This is a genomic window from Thermopetrobacter sp. TC1 (genome assembly GCF_000746275.1).
Taxonomy (GTDB): Bacteria; Pseudomonadota; Alphaproteobacteria; order Rhizobiales; family Aestuariivirgaceae; genus Thermopetrobacter.
This window is the reverse complement of sequence record NZ_JQKX01000001.1, coordinates 1-18,672: the sequence shown is the minus strand read 5'-3', so window position 1 is coordinate 18,672 and position 18,672 is coordinate 1. Positions and strand designations below refer to the sequence as shown.

At 62.0% G+C, this 18,672-nt stretch carries 15 protein-coding genes and 2 tRNA genes; 9 read left to right on the top strand and 8 right to left on the bottom strand.

The genetic code is table 11. From position 1 onward, the window contains the following. Positions 1 to 19: 19 nt before the first annotated feature. The 6 genes from EK16_RS00080 (at position 20) to EK16_RS00055 (ending at position 6,625) form a co-directional block, all read left to right on the top strand. Positions 20 to 1,003, top strand: coding sequence for an HlyD family efflux transporter periplasmic adaptor subunit (locus tag EK16_RS00080; protein ID WP_081910090.1), 984 nt, complete (start codon positions 20 to 22; stop codon positions 1,001 to 1,003). Next, positions 1,000 to 2,535, top strand: coding sequence for an efflux RND transporter periplasmic adaptor subunit (locus tag EK16_RS11205; RefSeq protein WP_051928681.1), 1,536 nt, complete (start codon positions 1,000 to 1,002; stop codon positions 2,533 to 2,535). The genes EK16_RS00080 and EK16_RS11205 overlap by 4 nt, the downstream gene beginning before the upstream one ends. Positions 2,536 to 2,549: 14 nt before the next feature. Further along, positions 2,550 to 4,745, top strand: coding sequence for an HlyD family efflux transporter periplasmic adaptor subunit (locus EK16_RS00070; RefSeq protein ID WP_051928680.1), 2,196 nt, complete (start codon positions 2,550 to 2,552; stop codon positions 4,743 to 4,745). 129 nt (positions 4,746 to 4,874) lie between these two features. Continuing rightward, a tRNA-Glu gene (locus EK16_RS00065) sits at positions 4,875 to 4,949 on the top strand. An 81-nt stretch (positions 4,950 to 5,030) separates the two neighbouring features. After that, positions 5,031 to 5,465 carry a hypothetical protein gene (locus EK16_RS00060; RefSeq protein WP_038033327.1) on the top strand — a complete coding sequence of 145 codons (435 nt, stop codon included), beginning with the start codon at positions 5,031 to 5,033 and terminating at the stop codon, positions 5,463 to 5,465. Positions 5,466 to 5,671: 206 nt separating this feature from the next. Continuing rightward, complete coding sequence (locus EK16_RS00055; protein WP_038033325.1) at positions 5,672 to 6,625, top strand: sulfurtransferase; 954 nt, start codon at positions 5,672 to 5,674, stop codon at positions 6,623 to 6,625. Between the two features lie 61 nt (positions 6,626 to 6,686). Here EK16_RS00055 and EK16_RS12070 read toward each other — a convergent pair whose 3' ends face one another. After that, entirely contained in the window at positions 6,687 to 6,842 is a 156-nt protein-coding gene (locus EK16_RS12070) for a hypothetical protein (RefSeq protein ID WP_156098389.1), read from the bottom strand. A gap of 253 nt (positions 6,843 to 7,095) precedes the next feature. On the opposite strand from EK16_RS12070, the gene EK16_RS12065 reads away from it, so the two are divergent. Next, positions 7,096 to 7,239, top strand: coding sequence for a hypothetical protein (locus tag EK16_RS12065; RefSeq protein WP_156098388.1), 144 nt, complete (start codon positions 7,096 to 7,098; stop codon positions 7,237 to 7,239). A gap of 308 nt (positions 7,240 to 7,547) precedes the next feature. On the opposite strand, the gene tig is transcribed toward EK16_RS12065, so the two are convergent. The 3 genes from tig to EK16_RS00040 form a co-directional block, all read right to left on the bottom strand. Beyond that, a complete protein-coding gene (gene tig, locus EK16_RS00050; protein ID WP_081910088.1) occupies positions 7,548 to 9,116 on the bottom strand; it encodes a trigger factor in 1,569 nt (522 codons plus the stop codon). 187 nt (positions 9,117 to 9,303) lie between these two features. Next, positions 9,304 to 9,388, bottom strand: a tRNA-Leu gene (locus EK16_RS00045). Between the two features lie 133 nt (positions 9,389 to 9,521). Continuing rightward, a complete protein-coding gene (locus EK16_RS00040; protein ID WP_231573544.1) occupies positions 9,522 to 11,156 on the bottom strand; it encodes an NAD(P)H-hydrate dehydratase in 1,635 nt (544 codons plus the stop codon). 482 nt (positions 11,157 to 11,638) lie between these two features. Between EK16_RS00040 and EK16_RS00035 the strand changes: the two genes are divergently transcribed. Both EK16_RS00035 and glnA read left to right on the top strand, forming a co-directional pair. Continuing rightward, the gene (locus tag EK16_RS00035) at positions 11,639 to 11,977 is read left to right on the top strand and encodes a P-II family nitrogen regulator (RefSeq protein ID WP_038033323.1); all 339 of its coding nucleotides are present in this window, start codon (positions 11,639 to 11,641) and stop codon (positions 11,975 to 11,977) included. Between the two features lie 350 nt (positions 11,978 to 12,327). After that, positions 12,328 to 13,749: a type I glutamate--ammonia ligase gene (gene glnA, locus EK16_RS00030; protein ID WP_038033320.1), complete on the top strand. Its 1,422-nt coding sequence runs from the start codon at positions 12,328 to 12,330 to the stop codon at positions 13,747 to 13,749. 250 nt (positions 13,750 to 13,999) lie between these two features. Here glnA and EK16_RS11680 read toward each other — a convergent pair whose 3' ends face one another. The 4 genes from EK16_RS11680 to EK16_RS00005 all read right to left on the bottom strand — a co-directional run. Beyond that, positions 14,000 to 15,703, bottom strand: a complete 1,704-nt coding sequence (locus EK16_RS11680) for a pentapeptide repeat-containing protein (protein WP_081910087.1) — start codon at positions 15,701 to 15,703, stop codon at positions 14,000 to 14,002. 718 nt (positions 15,704 to 16,421) lie between these two features. Then, complete coding sequence (locus EK16_RS00015) at positions 16,422 to 17,054, bottom strand: RNA polymerase sigma factor (RefSeq protein ID WP_156098387.1); 633 nt, start codon at positions 17,052 to 17,054, stop codon at positions 16,422 to 16,424. An 80-nt stretch (positions 17,055 to 17,134) separates the two neighbouring features. Next, positions 17,135 to 17,725 carry a YqhA family protein gene (locus tag EK16_RS00010; protein WP_038033309.1) on the bottom strand — a complete coding sequence of 197 codons (591 nt, stop codon included), beginning with the start codon at positions 17,723 to 17,725 and terminating at the stop codon, positions 17,135 to 17,137. A 269-nt stretch (positions 17,726 to 17,994) separates the two neighbouring features. Continuing rightward, positions 17,995 to 18,672, bottom strand: a 678-nt coding sequence (locus EK16_RS00005; protein WP_051928679.1) for a Hint domain-containing protein, incomplete at its 5' end; no start/stop codon positions are given.

Sequence of the window (18,672 nt, the reverse complement as noted above, 5' to 3'; positions counted from 1 at the left end):
AATCCCAAGGAGGCAGTCAATGACGAAACAAAGCATGGCGGTGGGGGGCGATGAGGTTCGCCCCGCCGCCGATGACGAAGCTGCGGTGCGGCGCAGGGGACTTGTGCGCACAGGGCGGATAGAGCGGCGGGTTGCCGGATGGGCGCTGGCGTGTGTGACGGGCGTGATCTGTTCTGTGATCTTTGCGGGGCCTGCGCTTGCCGCTTCCGCTGGCATGGCCACGACCTCCGCCGTTGCCGCCGGTTCTGACGGGCGTGATCTGCAGAGTGGAACATCCGCACATCCTGATGCGGAAGGGCAGGCGCGGGGCGTGATCCGGGCCGCGCACAGTGCGGCGCTGGCGGCCGGGCTTTCGGCGCGGATACTGCGCATGCCCTTTCGCGAGGGCGAGGCCTTTCGCAAGGGCGACATTCTCGTTGCCTTCGACTGTGACCGCCTGAAGGCGGCGCTGAAGGCGGCGCAGGCGGAAGCCCGGGCGGCGGCGCTGAAGGCGCGCAGCAAGCGCCAGATGCTGAAGCACATGGCGGCCGGGCGGCTGGATGTCGCCGTGGCCGGGGCGGAGGCGGAAAAGGCGGCGGCCGAGGCCGAAGCGGCCCGGGCGCGGGTGAAGGAATGCACCATACGTGCGCCGTGGAACGGCCTGGTGGCGGAATGGCTGAAGCATCCCCATGAGACGCCTTCCGCCGGCGAGCCGATCCTGAAAATCGTGAGCACGGACAAGCCGGAAGTGGACGTGATCGTGCCGGCGGCGTGGCTGGCGTGGCTGAAGCTCAAGCAACGCTTCACGCTGGATGTGGATGGCCTGAACCTGCGGCTTGAGGGCATGCTCGCCCGCATTGGCGCGGTGGTGGATCCGGTTTCGCAGACGGTGAAGGTTACGGGCAGGATGGCGGTGTTGCCGCCTTCAGTGCGACCGGGCATGGGCGGGGTTGTGCGTTTCATGCGCAAGAGAAAGCAGGCCGACCGGCATGATCCGGCGCGAGAGGAAAGGCGCATGCCATGACCATGGCAGCACGGGCGCAAAGGCGGCAACAGCCTGCGGAGTCCCAGCATTCCGACCAGGAACAGAACGCATTGCCGGGGGCGGATGCGGTGCGCATCGCCCGCATGGAACGCCTGCTGCGGCTGGAGGGCGAAATCCGCCGCCTGCCGGATGTCAACGCGATGCGCATTTTCGCGGTCAATGAGCTGAAGACGCTTCTGCCCTTCGTGCAGGGCTTCTTCGTGGAACTGGACGAAGGCGGACGGCGCGGGCGCAAAAAAGCGCGGGTTCTTGCGGCCACGGGGCTGTCGGTGATCGACAGGCAGGCACCGCTGATCGCCATGATGGAGGCCGCGGCCGGGCGTGCGGCGGCGGAGGCGGGGCTGTCCGCCCGCATGGGGCGGCTGGAGGCCTGGCTTGACGGGCCGGTGATGGAGGAATGGGCCTTTCGCGAGGCCTTGTGGCTGCCCCTCATTCCGCCGCATGCACCGGAGGCAGACGGGCCAGAGGCCAATGACACAGAAGGGGAAACGCCTTCTTCCGCAAGGGCACAGCCGCGGGCCGGGCTTCTTTTGTTGCGGGCGGAGCCCTTCACGGAGGCGGATGCGGCCATCGGCATGCGCCTGGCGGAAGCGCTGGGGCAGGCGCATGCCTTGCTCAGCCCGCGAAAGGCGTGGCTGGCCTTCTGGCGCAAGCCGCGGGTGCTTATTGCCGTTGCGACACTCGTGGCCCTGCTGATGCTGGTGCCGGTGCCGATGACGGTCATGGCGCCGGCGGAGGTGGTGGCGGCCGATCCGCTGGTGGTGGCCGCGCCCATGGACGGTGTTATTCGCGAGGTGGTGGTGGATCCCGGGGCGCAGGTGATGCGCGGCACGCTGCTTGCCGTTTATGACGATACGCGCCTGAAGGCCGATGCGGAGCTGGCGGCGCGCAAGGTGGCGGTGGCGGCAAGCCGGGTGGAAACCCTGCGCAAGGCGGCGTTTGACGATCCGCGGGCGCGAGCGGAGCTGGCGCAGGCGCAGGCCGAGCTGGACCTGGCGCTGGCCGAGCAGGCGCGGGCGCAGGAGCTGTTGTCCAAGGTGGAGCTGCGGGCGGCGCAGGCGGGGATTGCCGTGTTTTCCGACCGCCGGGAGTGGGTGCGGCGGCCGGTGAGCACCGGCGAGAAGATCATGGAAATCGCCGATCCGCACATATTGGCGCTTCGGATCGACGTGCCGGTGAAGGATGCCATTGCCATCCGTCCCGGCGCGCGGGTGCGTGTCTTTCTCGATGCCGATCCGCTGCATGCGATACCGGCGCGGGTGACGGACGCCGGCTATCACGCGCGGGAAGTGGCCGGCGGCGTTCTGGCCTATCGGGTCATGGCACGTTTCGAGCCGGAAGCGGTTGCGGCCGGTGAAAGGGAGAAAGCCCAGACAAAGAAGGATGCGGCGCAGAAGGCCTTGCGCATCGGTTTTCGCGGTACGGCGCAGATTTCCGGGGAGACGGTGCCGCTTGGCTTTTATCTGTTCCGGCGGCCGATTGCGGCATTGCGCCAGTATTTCGGCTTCTAGGGGATGGCGCGGGGATGACGGCGCAACTGCACATCGCGGCAAGGGATGGCATCACGCCGCAGGATGATGATCTCGGCGAGGCAGCGGAAAAAGATGTGCCGCTGCCGCCGCTGCGGGAGGATCTGCGCCTGATGCCGGCGGGGCGGGATGCGGCGCGCGGAAAGGGCTGGCTGATCTTCGATCCCGTGCGTAACCGCTATTTTCACATCACTCGCACCATGGCGCGGGCGCTGGCCTGCTGGCAGGCGGGCAGCGTGTTCAGGTTGTGCGAAGCGCTGAAGGCCGAATACGGGCTGGATGTTTCGGAAGAGGGCGTGGCGGCGATGCTACGCTTCCTGGCGAGCAACGGCCTGCTTGCCGTCGCCGGCGGCGGCTGGAAAGGGCTGGTGCGGCAGGCGCAGGCGCACAGACAGCCGCTGTGGAAGCGCATTCTGCACGGATACCTGTTCTTCCGCATTCCGCTGGTGAAGCCGCAAAGGTGGCTTGAGCGGCTTTTGCCCCATGTGCTGTGGCTGGGGCGACCGGCGGGGCTGTTCCTTGTCTTGGTGATCGGGCTTTTTGGTCTGTTCATGACCCTGCGGCAGTGGGATGTCTTTTCGGCCACCTTCGCGCGGTCTCTTACGGCGGAAGGGCTGATGCTGCATGCGCTGGCGCTCGTGTTCGTGAAGACGGCGCATGAGCTGGGTCATGCCCTGACAGCGCTGCGCTTTGGCTGCCGGGTGCCGACGATGGGGGTAGCGTTTCTGGTGATGATGCCGATGCTCTATACCGATGTCGGCGATGCCTGGCGGGTGCGCGATCATAAAAAACGGCTGTTGATCAGCGCCGCGGGCATTCTGGTGGAACTGGCGCTGGCGGGTGTTGCCCTGTTTCTATGGGCCTTTCTGCCGGACGGGCCGGGGCGCGCGGCGGCCTATTTCGTTGCGGTAACCTCGCTGGTGGGGACGCTGGCGATCAACGCCAGCCCCTTCATGCGCTTTGACGGCTATCATATCCTCGCCGATATCTTGAGCATGCACAACCTGCAGCCGCGGGCCTTCGCCCTGGCTCTGTGGCATTTGCGCCAGGTGCTGCTGGGGCTGAAAGAGGCGCCGCCGGAACAGTTTCCGTCGCGGCTGGCGCGCGGGCTCATTCTCTATGCCTGGGCCTCGTGGATCTATCGCCTGCTGCTGTTCACGGGCATTGCCCTTCTTGTCTATCACGCCTTTCCCAAGGTGCTGGGCCTGCCGCTGGCGGGGGTGGGAATCTGGTTTTTCGTGCTGAAGCCTGTGGGCGGCGTGGTTCGGGACTGGTGGTCGCGCCGCGGGGAGGTTCTGCGGCAGGGGCGGCCACTGCGCCCTTTGCTCATCCTTGCCGGTCTTATGCTCTTTCTGGTGTTGCCGATCTGGCATACGGTGCAGGCGCCGGCGGTGTTGCTGGCAGGGCAGGAGGCGGAGATCCGGGCGCCGGAAGCGGCACGCATCGATGAGATCCATATCCGGCCCGGTGAGCGGGTTGAGGCCGGAACGGTTCTGGCAACGCTTCATTCGCCGGAGCTTGCGCATGCGCTGAAGCGGGCGCGCATCCGCCTGCGGCTGGTTGAGGTGCAGCTTGCGCGGCTGGCGGCCAGCCGCACGCTGCTTGAGAAGAAGGCGGTGCTGGAAAAGCGGCGCGCGGCGCTGCTTGCGGAAATCGCCGGGCTGGAAAAGCGGCGTGCGGCGCTTGTTCTGAAAGCGCCGGTGAGCGGGCAGTTGCGCGATGTGGCGCGCGGGTTGCGCCCCGGGGGATGGGTTGAGCGCGGCGCGCTGCTTGCCCGCATTGCCGATGGCGCAGGGCAGCGCGCGGCAGCCCTGATTGTGGAAACCGAGGTCCGCCGTATCAAGCCGGGAGCGAAGGCCTGGTTCATCGCCGATGATCCGACACGGGCGCGCGTACCGCTTGTGCTGACCCGCATTGATGCGGCGCGGCGGGAAGGACGCGATATTGCGTATCTTGCCTCGGTGCATGGCGGGCCGGTGGCGGCGGAACGGGACGAAAGGGGCGCCATTCGTTTGCGGCGCGGCATGTTTCCGCTGCGGCTGCGGGCGCGGATGGATGGCTTTCCGGAGAAGGCGGATCTTTGTCCACAGGCCTGTCGTGGGCGGGTGATCGTGGAGGCGGAACCGGAAAGCCTGCTTGTGCGCATCATGCGGCGGGTCTTTTTCGTCATCTTTCGGGGAGCGGGTTTTTGAGCCCCAATCCCGGAGACTTTGCCGTTTTGGGATGTAATGAGAGGGAAGTTGGGCCAATTCCGGCGCAGAAGATGCATTCTCCCTCTTGTCAGCTTCGCAAAACCTCCCTATAGAGGGCTCGCCAATCGGGCGCCCTTCGTCTATCGGCTAGGACGCCAGCCTTTCACGCTGGAAAGAGGGGTTCGATTCCCCTAGGGCGCGCCATTGCCGCTTTCCCCCATATGTTTTGGCATTCAGACGACGTGTGAATGGGGGACCTGATCAAGCGAAGCGAGCCGTATCCGCATGATCGTCAGACTTTCCAGCCCGTTTCATCGCTCATGGTTTAAAGACACAAGCAGAGGCGTTTTCCGGGCGTTTCTCCTGGTCTTTCTGCTGGCCGGCCTGAACTTTGTTTTCATTGCGCATCTTTCGGTTTCGGCCCATGCGAAAGGCGCGCCGGTTTCCGCCGCGACGCTGAAAAACTTGCGCGGGGTTTATGTGGCGATCTGGAAAGGGCACAAGGCCAAGGTGAAGATTGAGCCCAATGGCACCTTGCGCGCGGTTTCCGATAACCGGTTTGATGAAGGGCGCTGGACGGTCAAGGGCAACGCCCTTTGTGTTTCCTTCAAGGTCTGGACGAAGGGGCGCTACAAATGCGGCCGTGTTTATCGCAATGGCCGCTGGTTTGAGGGGCTCTATAAAAAGGACGGCACGCCCCGGCTGCGCTTTCGGCGCTGAAGGCTGATTCTCATCCGTTCCATTCCATCTTTTCCCTGCCTGTTTTTTGGCGCGTTGAAGGCGGTGTTTCGGATTACAGTCTGAGCAAACGCCTTGCCTGCGGGCTTTCCTGAGTGCATCACGAAATGGTGTGCTCCCCTTGTGAGAGTGGGGGGCTGCTGCCTATCTTATCGAGGGAAAGCCATGCCAGAAGGGAGGGCGTCAGCATGCAGGGCATCACGCGCAGGGAATGGTTGAGCGGTGCGGCGGCGCTGGCGATGATCATGGGCGTTGGCGGCGTGCGCTCCGTTGCGGCGAAGACGGGCGAGAGCGCGGTTGCGCCGCTGGTGAGCCGGGAGTGGCTGAAAGCGCGTCTGGACAAGCCGGGGATTGTGATTCTCGATGTGACCTCGCCGCGATTCTATGCGCGGGGACATATTCCGGGCGCGGTTTTCACCGCCTATGACGACTGGCGCACGGAAATCAACGGCGTGCCGGGTGTGATGCTGCCACCGGAGAAGCTGGCGGCGATGATCGGCGCGCTGGGCATTGGCAACGAGGATCATGTGATCGTGGTGCCGGCAGGCTTTTCCTCCGGTGATGTGGGCATGGCCACGCGCGTGTACTGGTCGCTGAAGACGATGGGACATAAGGCCGTCTCCATGCTTGCCGGCGGCATGCGCGGCTGGATGGCGGCGAAGGGCTTTCCGCTGGAAAAGGGCAGCCGCAAGCCACAGGCCAAGCGCTTTGAACCCCGTTACACCGAAGCCTGGCTGGCCAAGGCGGCGGATGTGGAAGAAGCGTTGAAGACGAAGGCGGTGCAGCTGATCGACAACCGCCCGGTGGGGCAGCACAAGGGCGTGTTCAAGTCCGGCTCGGTGAAGCGCTATGGCACCATTCCCGGCGCGATCAACGTGCCGGAAGACTGGCTGGCCCACAAGGGCAAGCTCCTGACCCGGGCACAGGCCGCGCGCCTGCATGAGCTGCTGGGCGTGAAGCCGGGGGCGGCCATTCATTTCTGCAACACCGGCCACAGGGCTTCCCTGGGCTGGTTTGTGCGCTCGGAAATGCTGGGAGAGCCCTCGAAGCTCTATGACGGCTCACTGGCGGAATGGACGCGGCTGGATCCGGCCACGCATCCGGTGGTGGCCGCGCTGGATATTCACGCCATAAAGGGCTGATGCCGCCCCGGACAGGGTTTTAAGCGCCCGGAAAAAGGCGGCTTTCAGGGAAGGGGAGCGTTCAGGCCTGTTCGCCGAGGTCGGCGTCCTCGTTCATGAACCAGGTAATGGCGTAAAGCTCCTCGGTTTCGCGCATGGCCTTGCGCAGGGCGATGGCATGCAGCGCAAAGACGAGAACGGTGGCCAGAAGGAAGGAAGCGCCCACAAACAGCATCATGACCCCTTAACCCCGGAACTTGAGATCGACACGATTGACATGACACGACGCCGGCGCAATCCGGCGGTCATGTTCAGCAAGATTGCCCAAAGGCGCTTAACACCCGGTTAAGCATAAAACCGCACGCGAAAGGCGCGTGCGGGTTGCAGAGGCTTGTGGGCCTGCTAAAGTTTTCCCAGGGGCAGGTGATTCGAACAGAGGCAAGGCACGCGGCCGGACGGGGCAGGCCGCACATGGACGGGGGCTTGGATCAATGTCTTCGGCACTGATCATTTTTCTCGCCTTGCTGGTCATGGCCATGGCCAGCATTTTTGCGCTGCATTTCATGGCGCTGGTGCGGGCATCACGAGAACATGCGGATCGCGTGATGGACCTGCGGCCCGACCTGCGCGAATGACAAGGGTTGGTTTGTGATTTTCATTCCGCGTGCTTCTGTGATGCCGAGAATGAAAAGGGCGATGCATCCCGCCGGATGCATCGCCCTTTCGGTTTCAGGGTGTGAAGAAGAAAACGCCTTCACCGGCCAGAACCGGCGAAGGCGCAAAGACATGTTGTAATCGGGGCTCCTTAGAGCTATTCGCCCGCGGGCAAATTTTCGCACCGCCCATCGCCCCACGCCCCCACTTAAGCTACCCGATATTTGTGCATCAAACAGGGTACTTGGGTGGGAGCGCGGGGGGCTTTTTAGAATCTTTACGTAGGCACTTAGTCCTTGTTCTCGGAGTCCGCGCTCTTCTTGGTGCTTTTCTTGCTCTTGGAGGCGGACTTGCTCTTCGCTGACGTGGATTTGGCGGAGGCCTTCTTTGTCGTTTTCTTTTCAGCAGCCTTGCCGGAGGCGGATTTCGCCGACTTTGCCGATTTCTTGCCGGATTTGGCCTTCTTTTCCTTGGCGCCGTCCTTCTTTTTGGCTTCGGCCTTTTCTTCCTCTTCCTTGAGGATTTCCTCCAGCTCGTCGCGGGTGACCTCCTTTTCGGTCACCTGAGCCTGCTCGATGATGTGATCGATAACCTTCTGCTCGAAGATGGGCCCGCGCAGCTCGATCAAGGCCTCGGGGTGCTCACGGTAATATTCGAACACCTGCTTTTCCTGGCCCGGGAACTGGCGCGCGCGCTCAATGAGCGCCTGCTGCAGCTCCTCGTCGCTGACGGTGATGCCGGCCTGCTCGCCAATGGTGCCGAGCAGAAGGCCCAGGCGGACGCGGCGCTCGGCGATGTCGCGATATTCCTTGCGCGCCTCTTCCTCGGTGGTGCCCTCGTCCTCGAAGGTGCGGCCGGCGTCCTTCATCTCGTGTTCGAGGGTGTGCCAGATCTGCTCGAATTCGGAATCCACCAGCCGCTGCGGCACGGGGAAGTCATAGCGCGCATCGAGCGCGTCGAGAACGGCGCGCTTCAGTTCGGTATAGGCGGTCTGCTCGAATTCGGCCTCCACCTGCTCGCGCACACGCTGCTTGAGCTGCTCGAGGTTCTCAAAGCCGATCTTCTGGGCGAAGGCGTCGTCGATTTCCTGCTCCACCGGCTTTTCCACGGATTTCACCCGCACGGTGAACTCCGCCTTCTTGCCGGCCAGTTTCTCCACGCCATACTGCTCGGGGAAGGTGACCTCGATGGTGCGCTCCTCGCCGGCCTTGACGCCAATGAGCTGCTCCTCAAAACCGGGGATGAACTGACCGGAGCCGAGCACGAGGGGCACATCCTCGGCGGAACCGCCCTCGAATTCCTCGCCATCGATGCGGCCGACAAAGGAAATGACAACCCGGTCGCCCTCCTCGGCCGGCTCACCCTCGGGGCGATCCTCATAATCCTTGAACTGCTCGGCGATGTTCTTGACCGCCTCCTCGATATCCTCCTCCGGCACCTTCACCTTGTAACGGGTGAGGGCAATGTCGGAGAGATCGCCGACCTCGATCTCGGGCGTGATCTCGAAGGTCATGGTGTAGACGAGATCGGCCTCGCCGTTGATGATCTTCTCCACCGCCTCCTTGCTCTCGTCAGCAAGGGCGATGTCCGGCTGATAGGCGGCCTTGAGCGCATTGTCGGAGAGCACCTTCTGCACGGTGTCGCGGATGGCCTCGTCCATGACCTCGGCCATGACCTGCTTGCCGTAAAGGCGCTTTAAGTGCTTCACCGGCACCTTGCCGGGACGAAAGCCGGGGATTCGTGCGTTCTTGGCCATTTCGGCAAGACGGGAATCGAGCCGGCCGGCGAGCTCCGCGGCAGGAACCGTGACCTTGTACTGGCGCTTCAAGCCCTCGTTGAGAATTTCCTGTGCTTCCATGACGTTTCGATCCATTCCTCTGGCAAAACCCTCTTGGCCGCCGTTTTTCGCCTCCGTCACGGCCGGTTTCAGACCGGTCCTGATCCGAATGCGGTGGCGACGGCCCCGTTTTTCGAATTCCCCTTTTTTGCCTGCCGGCGAAGCGGCGCACGCCGTGAGCCAACCGCCCGGTTCGCGCCCCGCCCGGTGGTGCGGGCGGAGGGAGTCGAACCCTCACGGGTTGCCCCACAGGAACCTAAATCCTGCGCGTCTACCAATTCCGCCACGCCCGCAAACGGCAGGACGCCCTCCGGCTCAAGCATGCGCCAGGAGGTGAATTGCGCGCTCTATAGCAAAGCCCCGGGCATTCGGCCAGTGTTTGTATGACCACAATGCCGCGCTTTTGTCATCTGTCATCGGGCTGTCCTATCTTCGAACGCGCCAAACCTGCTCCTGGCCGGACAATTCCGCAAGAATGCGCCCGGCTGCGGCGGGCAGATCAGCGGCGATCATGTGCGGGCCCAGCCGCCAGGCGGCCTCGGCATGGGCATGAACGGCGGCGCAGGCGGCCACGGGGCCATGGCATCCCCGGGCGAGAAGGCCGGCAATGAGACCGGCAAGAGCATCGCCGGATCCGGCCCGGGCCAGCCAGGGCGGTGCATGTGCGGCAACAAACGCATCACCGGAAGGCGTGGCAATGACCGTATCCGGCCCTTTGAGCACGACGGTGGCGGCGGCGCGCCGCGCGGCCGTGCGGGCGCGTTCGATCTTGTTGAGATCGCAGGCATTCACGGCAAGGTCAGGGAACAGGCGGGCGAACTCGCCTTCGTGGGGCGTGAGCACCACCGGGGCGTTCTGTTCGGCAATGGCGGAGAAGAGGTCTTGCGGATTGTTGCGGAAAACGGTGAAGACATCGGCATCAAGCACGCAGGCCAGCGCGGGGGTCTTCAGTGTTTCAAGAACGCTCTCCTTTAGGCGCTGATCGGTGCCGGCGGCGGGGCCGAGCAGGGCGGCATGGGCCCGCTTGCGCTTCAGCACGTCCGGAAATTCATCCGGCCGGGTGAAGAGATCGAGCATGATTTCGGTTACATGAGCGGCCTGGATTTTCAGGGCTTCAGGCTCTCCGGCGAGGGTGACGGCGCCGGCGCCGGCGTGCAATGCGCCATATGCGGCAAGGCGGGAGGCGCCGGTATGCAGGGCATTGCCGGAGAGAACGACGACGGAGCCGCGCTCATATTTGTGCTGGGCGCGCGAAAACCCGGGCAGCTGATTCTGCCATAAGCAGGGGTGGCTTTCTTTCGTGGTGTGAAAACGGCCTGCCAGCACATGCTCGGGAATGCCGATATCGGCGACAATCACCTTTCCGCAGAGATCCTTGCCGGGATAGAGCACGTGCGCCGGCTTCTTGCGGAAGAAGGTGACGGTGATATCCGCATTCAGACAGAGGCTTTCCGGCAGGGGACGGGCGAGATCGCCATGCAGGCCGCTGGGCACGTCAACGGCGAGAATGCGCACACGCCCCTGTTCATGCAGCGCGTTGAGAAAGCGCACGATGCGCGCCACCGGATCCTTCAGGGGGCGGTCAAGCCCGGCGCCGAAGAGGGCATCAATCACCAGCGGATAGGCGTACAGCCGCTTGCGTTCCTTCGCCAGGCTGTCCAGAGAGGCGAGCGGGCCGGTCCATTGCGCGGCGGCGCGGGCGGCATCGCCTTTCAGGCGCTGGCGCGGGCCAAGCAGCGCCACCGTGACCGGCAGGCGGTGTTCGTCTGCGAGAATGCGGGCGGCAACGAAACCGTCCCCGCCATTGTTGCCCGGACCGGCGAGAACGAGCACGGGGCTGTCATGCAAGCCTTCCCTGCGATACAGGGCCAGCGCGGCCTCGGCAACGGCGCGGCCGGCGCGCTCCATCAGGGCGGGGCCGGAAACGCCGAATTCCATGGCGGCGGCATCGGCCGCATACATTTCCCTGACGCTGAGAATGTCACAGGCGCACAGGCGTGTCCCTTCCACGGTGCAAGAATCGTCTGGCGCATTCAGGCCGGTGTTCTCCTGTTTCGTCATGGCCTTGTTCCCGGAACCGGAATCTTTAGTTCATCATCACAGGCCTAAAGGAAAGGACAAGGCGGCTATTGCCCGCGGGTCTGTTATGTTTGCGCCGCGCTGCCTGTCTGCACGATACGAGCTGTTCCCCGCAGAGGAAAGCCCGATGGGCAGGGATTTTTGCTCCTTTCTTTGCTCTTTCATCAAGGCTGGGGGTTCAATTTTGCGGCTCTCCTTGTGCATTGGTCTGTGATTAAATTTTGATCAAATGCATATTTTTTCATCATCATGGTGCGGGAAAAAGCGGCGTTTTGTGCGGAAAAGCCCCGGTTTTGCGCGATTTGCGGCATTGACAGGCTTGGCATGGTTCCTGCTAGACAATGAAAGGAAAAGGCTGACGACCTTGGAGCATGCGGGCCTGAGGCGTCAGCCGAAAACAGGGGAGGGCGGCCCGGCGAGCGGGGGCGGGCCGGGCCAGTCGCAACCAGAGCAGGGACAGGACCGTGAAAAAGATCGAAGCCATCATCAAACCCTTCAAGCTGGACGAGGTGAAGGAGGCTCTGCAGGACGTCGGCGTGCAGGGCATCACGGTGATCGAGGCGAAGGGCTTCGGCCGCCAGAAGGGCCATACGGAGCTCTATCGTGGTGCGGAGTATGTCATCGATTTCCTGCCCAAGGTGAAGATCGAGATCGTGCTGCCGGATGACATGGTGGACAAGGCGGTGGAGGCCATTCAGGAGGCCGCGCGCACCGGGCGCATCGGTGACGGCAAGATCTTCATCTCCGACATTGCCGAGGCCATTCGCATCCGCACCGGCGAGCGCGGCGAAGAGGCGCTGTAAGGCAGGGCAGAGACATCTAAGAAGCGGCCGGCTCCATGCCGGCACAGAGGGGAGGACGTTTCAGGACAGATTTTTTCCGGGCGTTGCCCTGGCCGGATGATGATAAAGGGCAACAGGGCATGCCCGAACCTGGCATCGGGAGGGAGAGCACATCACGTCAGGAGCGGAGCCTTTTTCCCGCGCATGTTCAAGGGGAGGGGGCGACCCAAATCCGGGTGATCACCTGAACGTTAAGCGGTTCATCCGTCTAGGGTGATCACCGGCGCGGTGTGCCGTTTCCTCGCCCGGATGAATCCGGCGCAATCCGGAACGACGAGCAACCGCAACCGACAACAGGAGAGAGGCAAGTCATGGCCAAGAAGGAAGCCACGGCGGAAGAGGTTCTCAAGACCATCAAGGACAAGGACATTCAGTTCGTGGATCTGCGCTTCACGGATCCGCGCGGCAAGCTGCAGCATCTCACCATGACGGCGGACGCCATCACCGAGGATTCGTTCGCCGACGGCATCATGTTCGACGGCTCCTCCATCGCCGGCTGGAAGGCGATCAACGAGTCCGACATGGTGCTGATGCCCGATCCGGCCAGCATGCATGTGGATCCGTTCTATGCGCAGCCGACGCTTGGCATCTTCTGCGACATTCTGGAGCCCGACACCGGCGAGCGCTATGAGCGCGATCCGCGCGGCACGGCGCGGAAGGCCGAGGCCTATCTGAAGCAGACCGGCGTGGGCGATACCTCCTATTTCGGCCCGGAGGCGGAGTTCTTCATGTTCGACGACGTGCGCTTCGCCGCGGAGCCCTATGACTGCTTCTTCCACCTCGATGACGTGGAGCTGCCGAAGAACACCGGCGCGGAGTACGAGACCGGCAACATGGGCCATCGTCCGCGCACCAAGGGCGGCTACTTCCCGATCAACCCGGTGGATTCCGCGCAGGACATCCGCTCCGAGATGGTGTCGGTGATGGCCGAGCTCGGCCTTGAGCCGGAGAAGCATCACCACGAGGTGGGCGCGGCGCAGCACGAGCTGGGTATTAAGTTCGACACGCTGACCCGCATCGCCGACAAGCTGCAGCTTTACAAGTACGTGGTGCACAACGTGGCGCAGGCCTACGGCAAGACGGCGACCTTCATGCCCAAGCCGGTCTATGGCGACAATGGCACCGGCATGCACTGCCACCAGTCCATCTGGAAGGACGGCAAGCCGCTGTTCGCCGGCAACGAGTATGCCGATCTGTCCAAGGAGTGCCTGTACTACATCGGCGGCATCATCAAGCACGCCAAGACCATCAACGCCTTCACCAACCCGACCACCAACTCCTACAAGCGTCTGGTGCCGGGCTTTGAGGCGCCGGTGCTGCTGGCCTATTCGGCGCGCAACCGTTCGGCCTCCTGCCGCATTCCGCATGCGCCCTCGGCCAACGGCAAGCGCGTGGAGGTGCGCTTCCCGGATCCGTCGGCCAACCCCTATCTCGCCTTTGCGGCGATGCTGATGGCGGGTCTGGACGGCATCCTCAACAAGATCGATCCGGGCGAGGCCATGGACAAGGACCTCTACGACCTGCCGCCCGAGGAGCTGGAAGGCATTCCGACGGTTTGCGGCAGCTTGCGCGAGGCGCTGGAGAACCTGGAGAAGGATCACGACTTCCTGCTCGCCGGCGGCGTCTTCACCAAGGATCAGATCGAGGCCTACCTCGAGCTGAAGTGGGAGGAGGTCATCCGCTTCGAGCACACGCCGCACCCGGTGGAGTTCGACATGTACTACTCCGTGTAATCCGCCCTTTCCGGAGCGTATTGCACGCACCAACACTTGCGCCCGCAGGCCCTTGCGCCCGCGGGCGTTTTTCGTTGCGGAAGACCGGACGATCTCCTGCCGGAAGGGGGCAGCCCCCTTCCGGAACGTTTTGGCGGGATTTTCAATTCCGCCACCATCCTCCGCGTTCCTTGTTCACTGTGGCGAGAATACGCCGCCAAAACGTTGAAGGAACGGGATACAATCCCGCCCTGGCAATCATGGGATGCGCTTACCGAATCCGGAAATGGTTGCGCACGGCGAGGAAGAAGAGGAACAGGAAGAAAGCGGAAACGATCGTCTGCCCCATCATCAGCAGGGCGAGACCACTGCCCATCTCGCCGAACATGGCCTCGATGACCTGTTGCATGTGGCCGGTGCGCACCAGCCCGCCGACCACCAGCCCGTGCCGCACCGACAGATACAGCGCGTCCCAACCATTCCACGCGCCCCGCTCTGACGCCAGCGCGGCATAAAGGGCTGCGAACAGCGCCGTGGTGACGGCCCACAAGACGAGCGGACGGGCAAAACTGCGCCCGAAGTTGGAGGCCTTCTCATAGATCAGCCCGAACCAGAAGCGGCCCATGTTCTTCCCAAAAGGAAAATCCTGACCGAAGCGGCGGGCGCGGATTTCTTGCGCGAAAAACTCCATCTCGTTGAGCCAGTCCCGCGCCTCGTGCGCCATCTTGCCCAGCGCGCGGAAGTTTCGGGAAATGCGTTTGGCGTTCTCCCCCGGCTCGGGAACGTGCCGGAACCGGAAGGGCCAAGCGCCCCTTTTTGCCGTAAGCTGTTCATCAACATGCACAGCATCCAACACCGGCGGTGCATGAAATGCCGCCTCGTTGAAATCCGGCACAACCTGAAACCGCGCCTCATGCAACGAAAAGCCCTTCTCGCTGCGGATGGAGGAAAAATCGGCTTTTTGGCGAAACTGGGCTCTTAGGAAAAGCGCTGGTTGCTCAAATTGCGCTAACTGAAAATTGGCATTACGATTGAAGGTGGTATCATCGAACCAAGCACCACGATTAAATTTAGCTTCTTTAAACCAAGCATCACCGCTGAATGCAATTTTTCCAAACCAAGCATCATTGCTGAACTTTGCTCCATTGAACCAGGCGTCACCGCTAAATGTGACATGCTCGAGCCGAGTATAGCCACTAAATATCGCTTCATTGAAACAAGCAACACCTTTAAATATAGTTTTCCCAAACCAAGCCTCGACGCTGAAAGTAGCTTCTCTAAACGAGGTGTCGCTGCTGAAAATAGCTTCTCTGAACCAAGCTGCGCCATTGAATGTGGCATTTGAAAACTTGGAATTTTTGCTAAATTTGACATCCCCAAAGTTGGCGTCACGCTTGAACTTGGCATTCTCGAAGCCAACACGACTGTAGAACGTTGTACCAAGAAACCAAGCACTTCTAGTAAAAACAGCATTTTGAAAGTTGGCATCACCTTCTATTGTGGCATATGAAAAGGTGACATCGTTTCTGAATTTTGCATTCCAAAAAATGGCATCACTAGGAAAAATAAAATCCCTAAATAACAGATCATTCACCAACACACGAAGTCGTGCTTTACTGTAAGAATTGTTTTTATTATTATTTTCGTTGTTCATAGTTTTTGTAATAAAATAAACATTAGAGAAATCTACCCTAGCGGCATTCAGCCAATGCCTTGTCAGAATATTTTTTCCCTCAGTCCCAAAAGGTGTGCGTTTTGTTACCTGCCATTCCCCGCTTTCTTCCAGCTTCTTACGTTCGGCCAGCAGATTTTCGGCCCAGGCGTTCCAGTGGGCGGCGGCCTGGTCCCAGTCGCCTGTCTTGGCATAGATATTCTGGCATTCCAGATAGAGCTTCAGGGAGCGGTATTTGACGGGATGGCTCTCCTTTAGCTCCTCCAGAACTTCCCGGTTCAGCTCCAAATAATCCGTCGCCATGGTTCTGTGCTCGCGGTGGTGGAATGGCAATTTATTGTACCATGGCAGGGGAGAATACGCAGCCAGACCGTTCCGGAAGCAGATGGAATCTGCTTTTAGGCGACAGGGCGGGCAACAATCTCATACACTTGTGGCCCGACCCCCTCCCGGCCCCTTGCGGGGCCGACCTCCCCCTATCAGGGGAAGGATAGAGCTATGCGCCCTTTTTGCCAGCTGCCCTTGGGCAAACAGAACCTTATTGCCGGAAGGGGTTTGCAACCCCTTCCGGAACGTTTAGGCGGGATTTTCAATCCCGCCACCAACCCCCGCGATCCTGTTCACCATGCAGGGGGGAGAATACCCCACCAAAATGTTGAAGGAACGGGATAAAATCCCGTTCCGGCATTTTATATCCATATGACGCAAACCAAGCCTGCTGGCAGACGCCACCGCCCACCAAAACCGTTTCGCTTGTGGCCCTGGATTGCCGGAATCCCGGTTCAAGCCCGGGACAGGCAAGGGCGGCAATGACGTTTTCTTTTTGTCTATCAATGAGTTAAGCAACTAGCGCCCAACGTATGGAAAGTCTTTTTCTTCGGACTGTTCGATGGCTGCGTCATGCTTCCTAAATTTTCTTGGACAAGCGTGCGCATGAGCAAGCTGCCCCGGGATATCCGGGGCATGCCTATGTGCACTCGGGCGCCAGGACGGGCCCCTGATGATGCCGGGGTCTTGAGGATCAGGATGCGGCCTTGGTTTTGGCCTTTTCCAGCATGGGGCCGACCTCCTCCGGCTTGCGCTGAAGGATGCGGCAGACCTGCTCCATGTCGAAATCGAGCCGGAAATAGAGCAGGGTGGCGCGCCGCTCCACAGGCGCGAGGCCCTGCGGCTCGCGCTCACAGAAGGCGATGATCTGCTCCGGCGGCAGGGTGTCGGCCGGCAGGGTGTCCTCCCATTTCAGGGCCTCGTCCGGCTGATACCACTCGTAGAATTCCTCATCGTCATCATAGACGGGATCGAGCACCAGCGGATCGTCGGGGATCCTTTCATCGGTGGAAAGGGTCTCGTGCTCCTGAATGGCGCGGCGACGGGCGGCCAGCGCATCGGCGGCCTTGAACAGCATGGCATAGAGCCAGGCGCGCGGCTGCATGCCCTCGGGCTTCTTCTTGCGGTGATCCCAGGCGTGGATCATCGCCTCCGCCACCAGCTCCTCCGGCGTCATGTAACGGGGCGGAAAATCGCCGACATCCTCATAATAGCGGATTTCGTGCCTGGCAGCCTCGAGCAGGCCGGCCATCTCCTGTTCCACCAGCGCATCGAAGGCTTCGCGATCACCGGCAACGATCTTCTCCCACAGGCCCTTGTCGGTCATTGTTTTCTCCCGCTTGTAAAATCCGGTGGTGTTCAGATTTCCGTCCTCAAAAGCCAATCTGGCGTGCGCGGCGGCCGGTTTCAATCATCGGCGGCCTGTTTTTGCGCACTTTTCGGGCGGTGATCGTCATTCTCGGGCACGTGCTTGTGAAAATGATGGGATTCGGCGGCGTGGGTGAGGAACAGGGCGAGGCCAATGAGGGCAATGCCGCCGGCAAAGGTGAGCATGTCGTAGGAGGATTTGAATTTCATGCTGATGGCATGATCGAAGAACTTCACCACCAGGATCATGAGAATGACCTTGGCCAGGCGGTTCTTGAGATCATCGAGGTTGCGGATGGACAGAATGCGCGAGGCGGTGCTGGAATCGGCCTGATCGATGCGGGAGATGAACAGCTCATAAAGGCCGAGCGAGAAGATGAGCAGGACGGTGGCGAGCAGATAGCCGTCGATCACCTGCACCACGTGCTTGATGGTCTGGTCATGCAAAATCGCGCGCTCGGCGCCTTCCATGCTGCTGTAGCCGCCGAGATGCACGAGCATGGAAATGACATCCACCGTGGCCATGTAGAAGATGGCGAAGGCCACGGCGAGCGAGGCAAGCACGGCAACGATGACGATGAGGCGGGCGTTCCACAGAAACCCCTCGAAAAGCCATTCGATGTATCTCATGCCAGGGACGCTCCCTTGTCCGTTACACGATTCCGGCAAAAGGTAGAGCCTTTCTCCGATCTGGCAAGGGGCAGGGCAATTCTTTCTCTTTAAATGGCGGTAAGATCAGGTCTTTCCGGTACGAGTGCCCGCCATGCAAGGAGAGGACTAATCCCATCCCCCTGTTCACGCTCCGGGATCGTCCTCTCCTGCAATGACTCAGTGATCATACCCGTCTTGCAGGCAGGGCTTGGGCAACGAGCGGACTGCGAGGGACACGCGGGGTGCGCTCACGCGGCCTGCAGCGGCCAGAGCAGCGCCGCTGTCAGCTGTTCGCCGGCCAGACGGTGCAGGTTCTGTCCGATGAACCGTCCCTCCGCGTCGCTGTCCAGAACCGGGCAGCATGGCGGATAGCGCGCCTCCAGCTCGGCATCCGGCAGATGGAAGGGCGCAAACTCCCGCCAGTTGTCGAAATCGCGCTGGTTGCCGTTCAGCGGCCGGAAGGTCTCCACCGAAAGCCCCTCGGCGAAAACCACGTCATGGGCCTCCAGCACCACGTTGTACAGCGTGATCACGCCCGCCGCCGGCAGCGGGCGGATGCTCCCGCCGTTGATCAGCCGCCCGGCCGGCACGATGATGCGCTCCTCTCCGAACCAGCGGCGGATCCAGCCGCCCTGCAGCATGATGCCATGCCACCAGCTGGTGATCAGCGGCCGCGCCGGCGCCCCCGGCCCGAAGGCGTGCGCCGCGATCCGCACCGGCAGATTGCGCGCGGCATGCCCGTGAACGGGGTGAGGATGGATCGTCTGCACACCGAGAAAGGCCAGCGGCCGCGCCTTGCCGGAGGCGGTGATCAGAAGATCCCCGGCGCGCAGCCGCTCGATGGCCTTCGGCCCCGAGGCCGTCAGCATTCGGGTTCCCGCCGGAAAACAGGCAAACTCCATGGCCGTTTCCGTCGTCGTCGGATC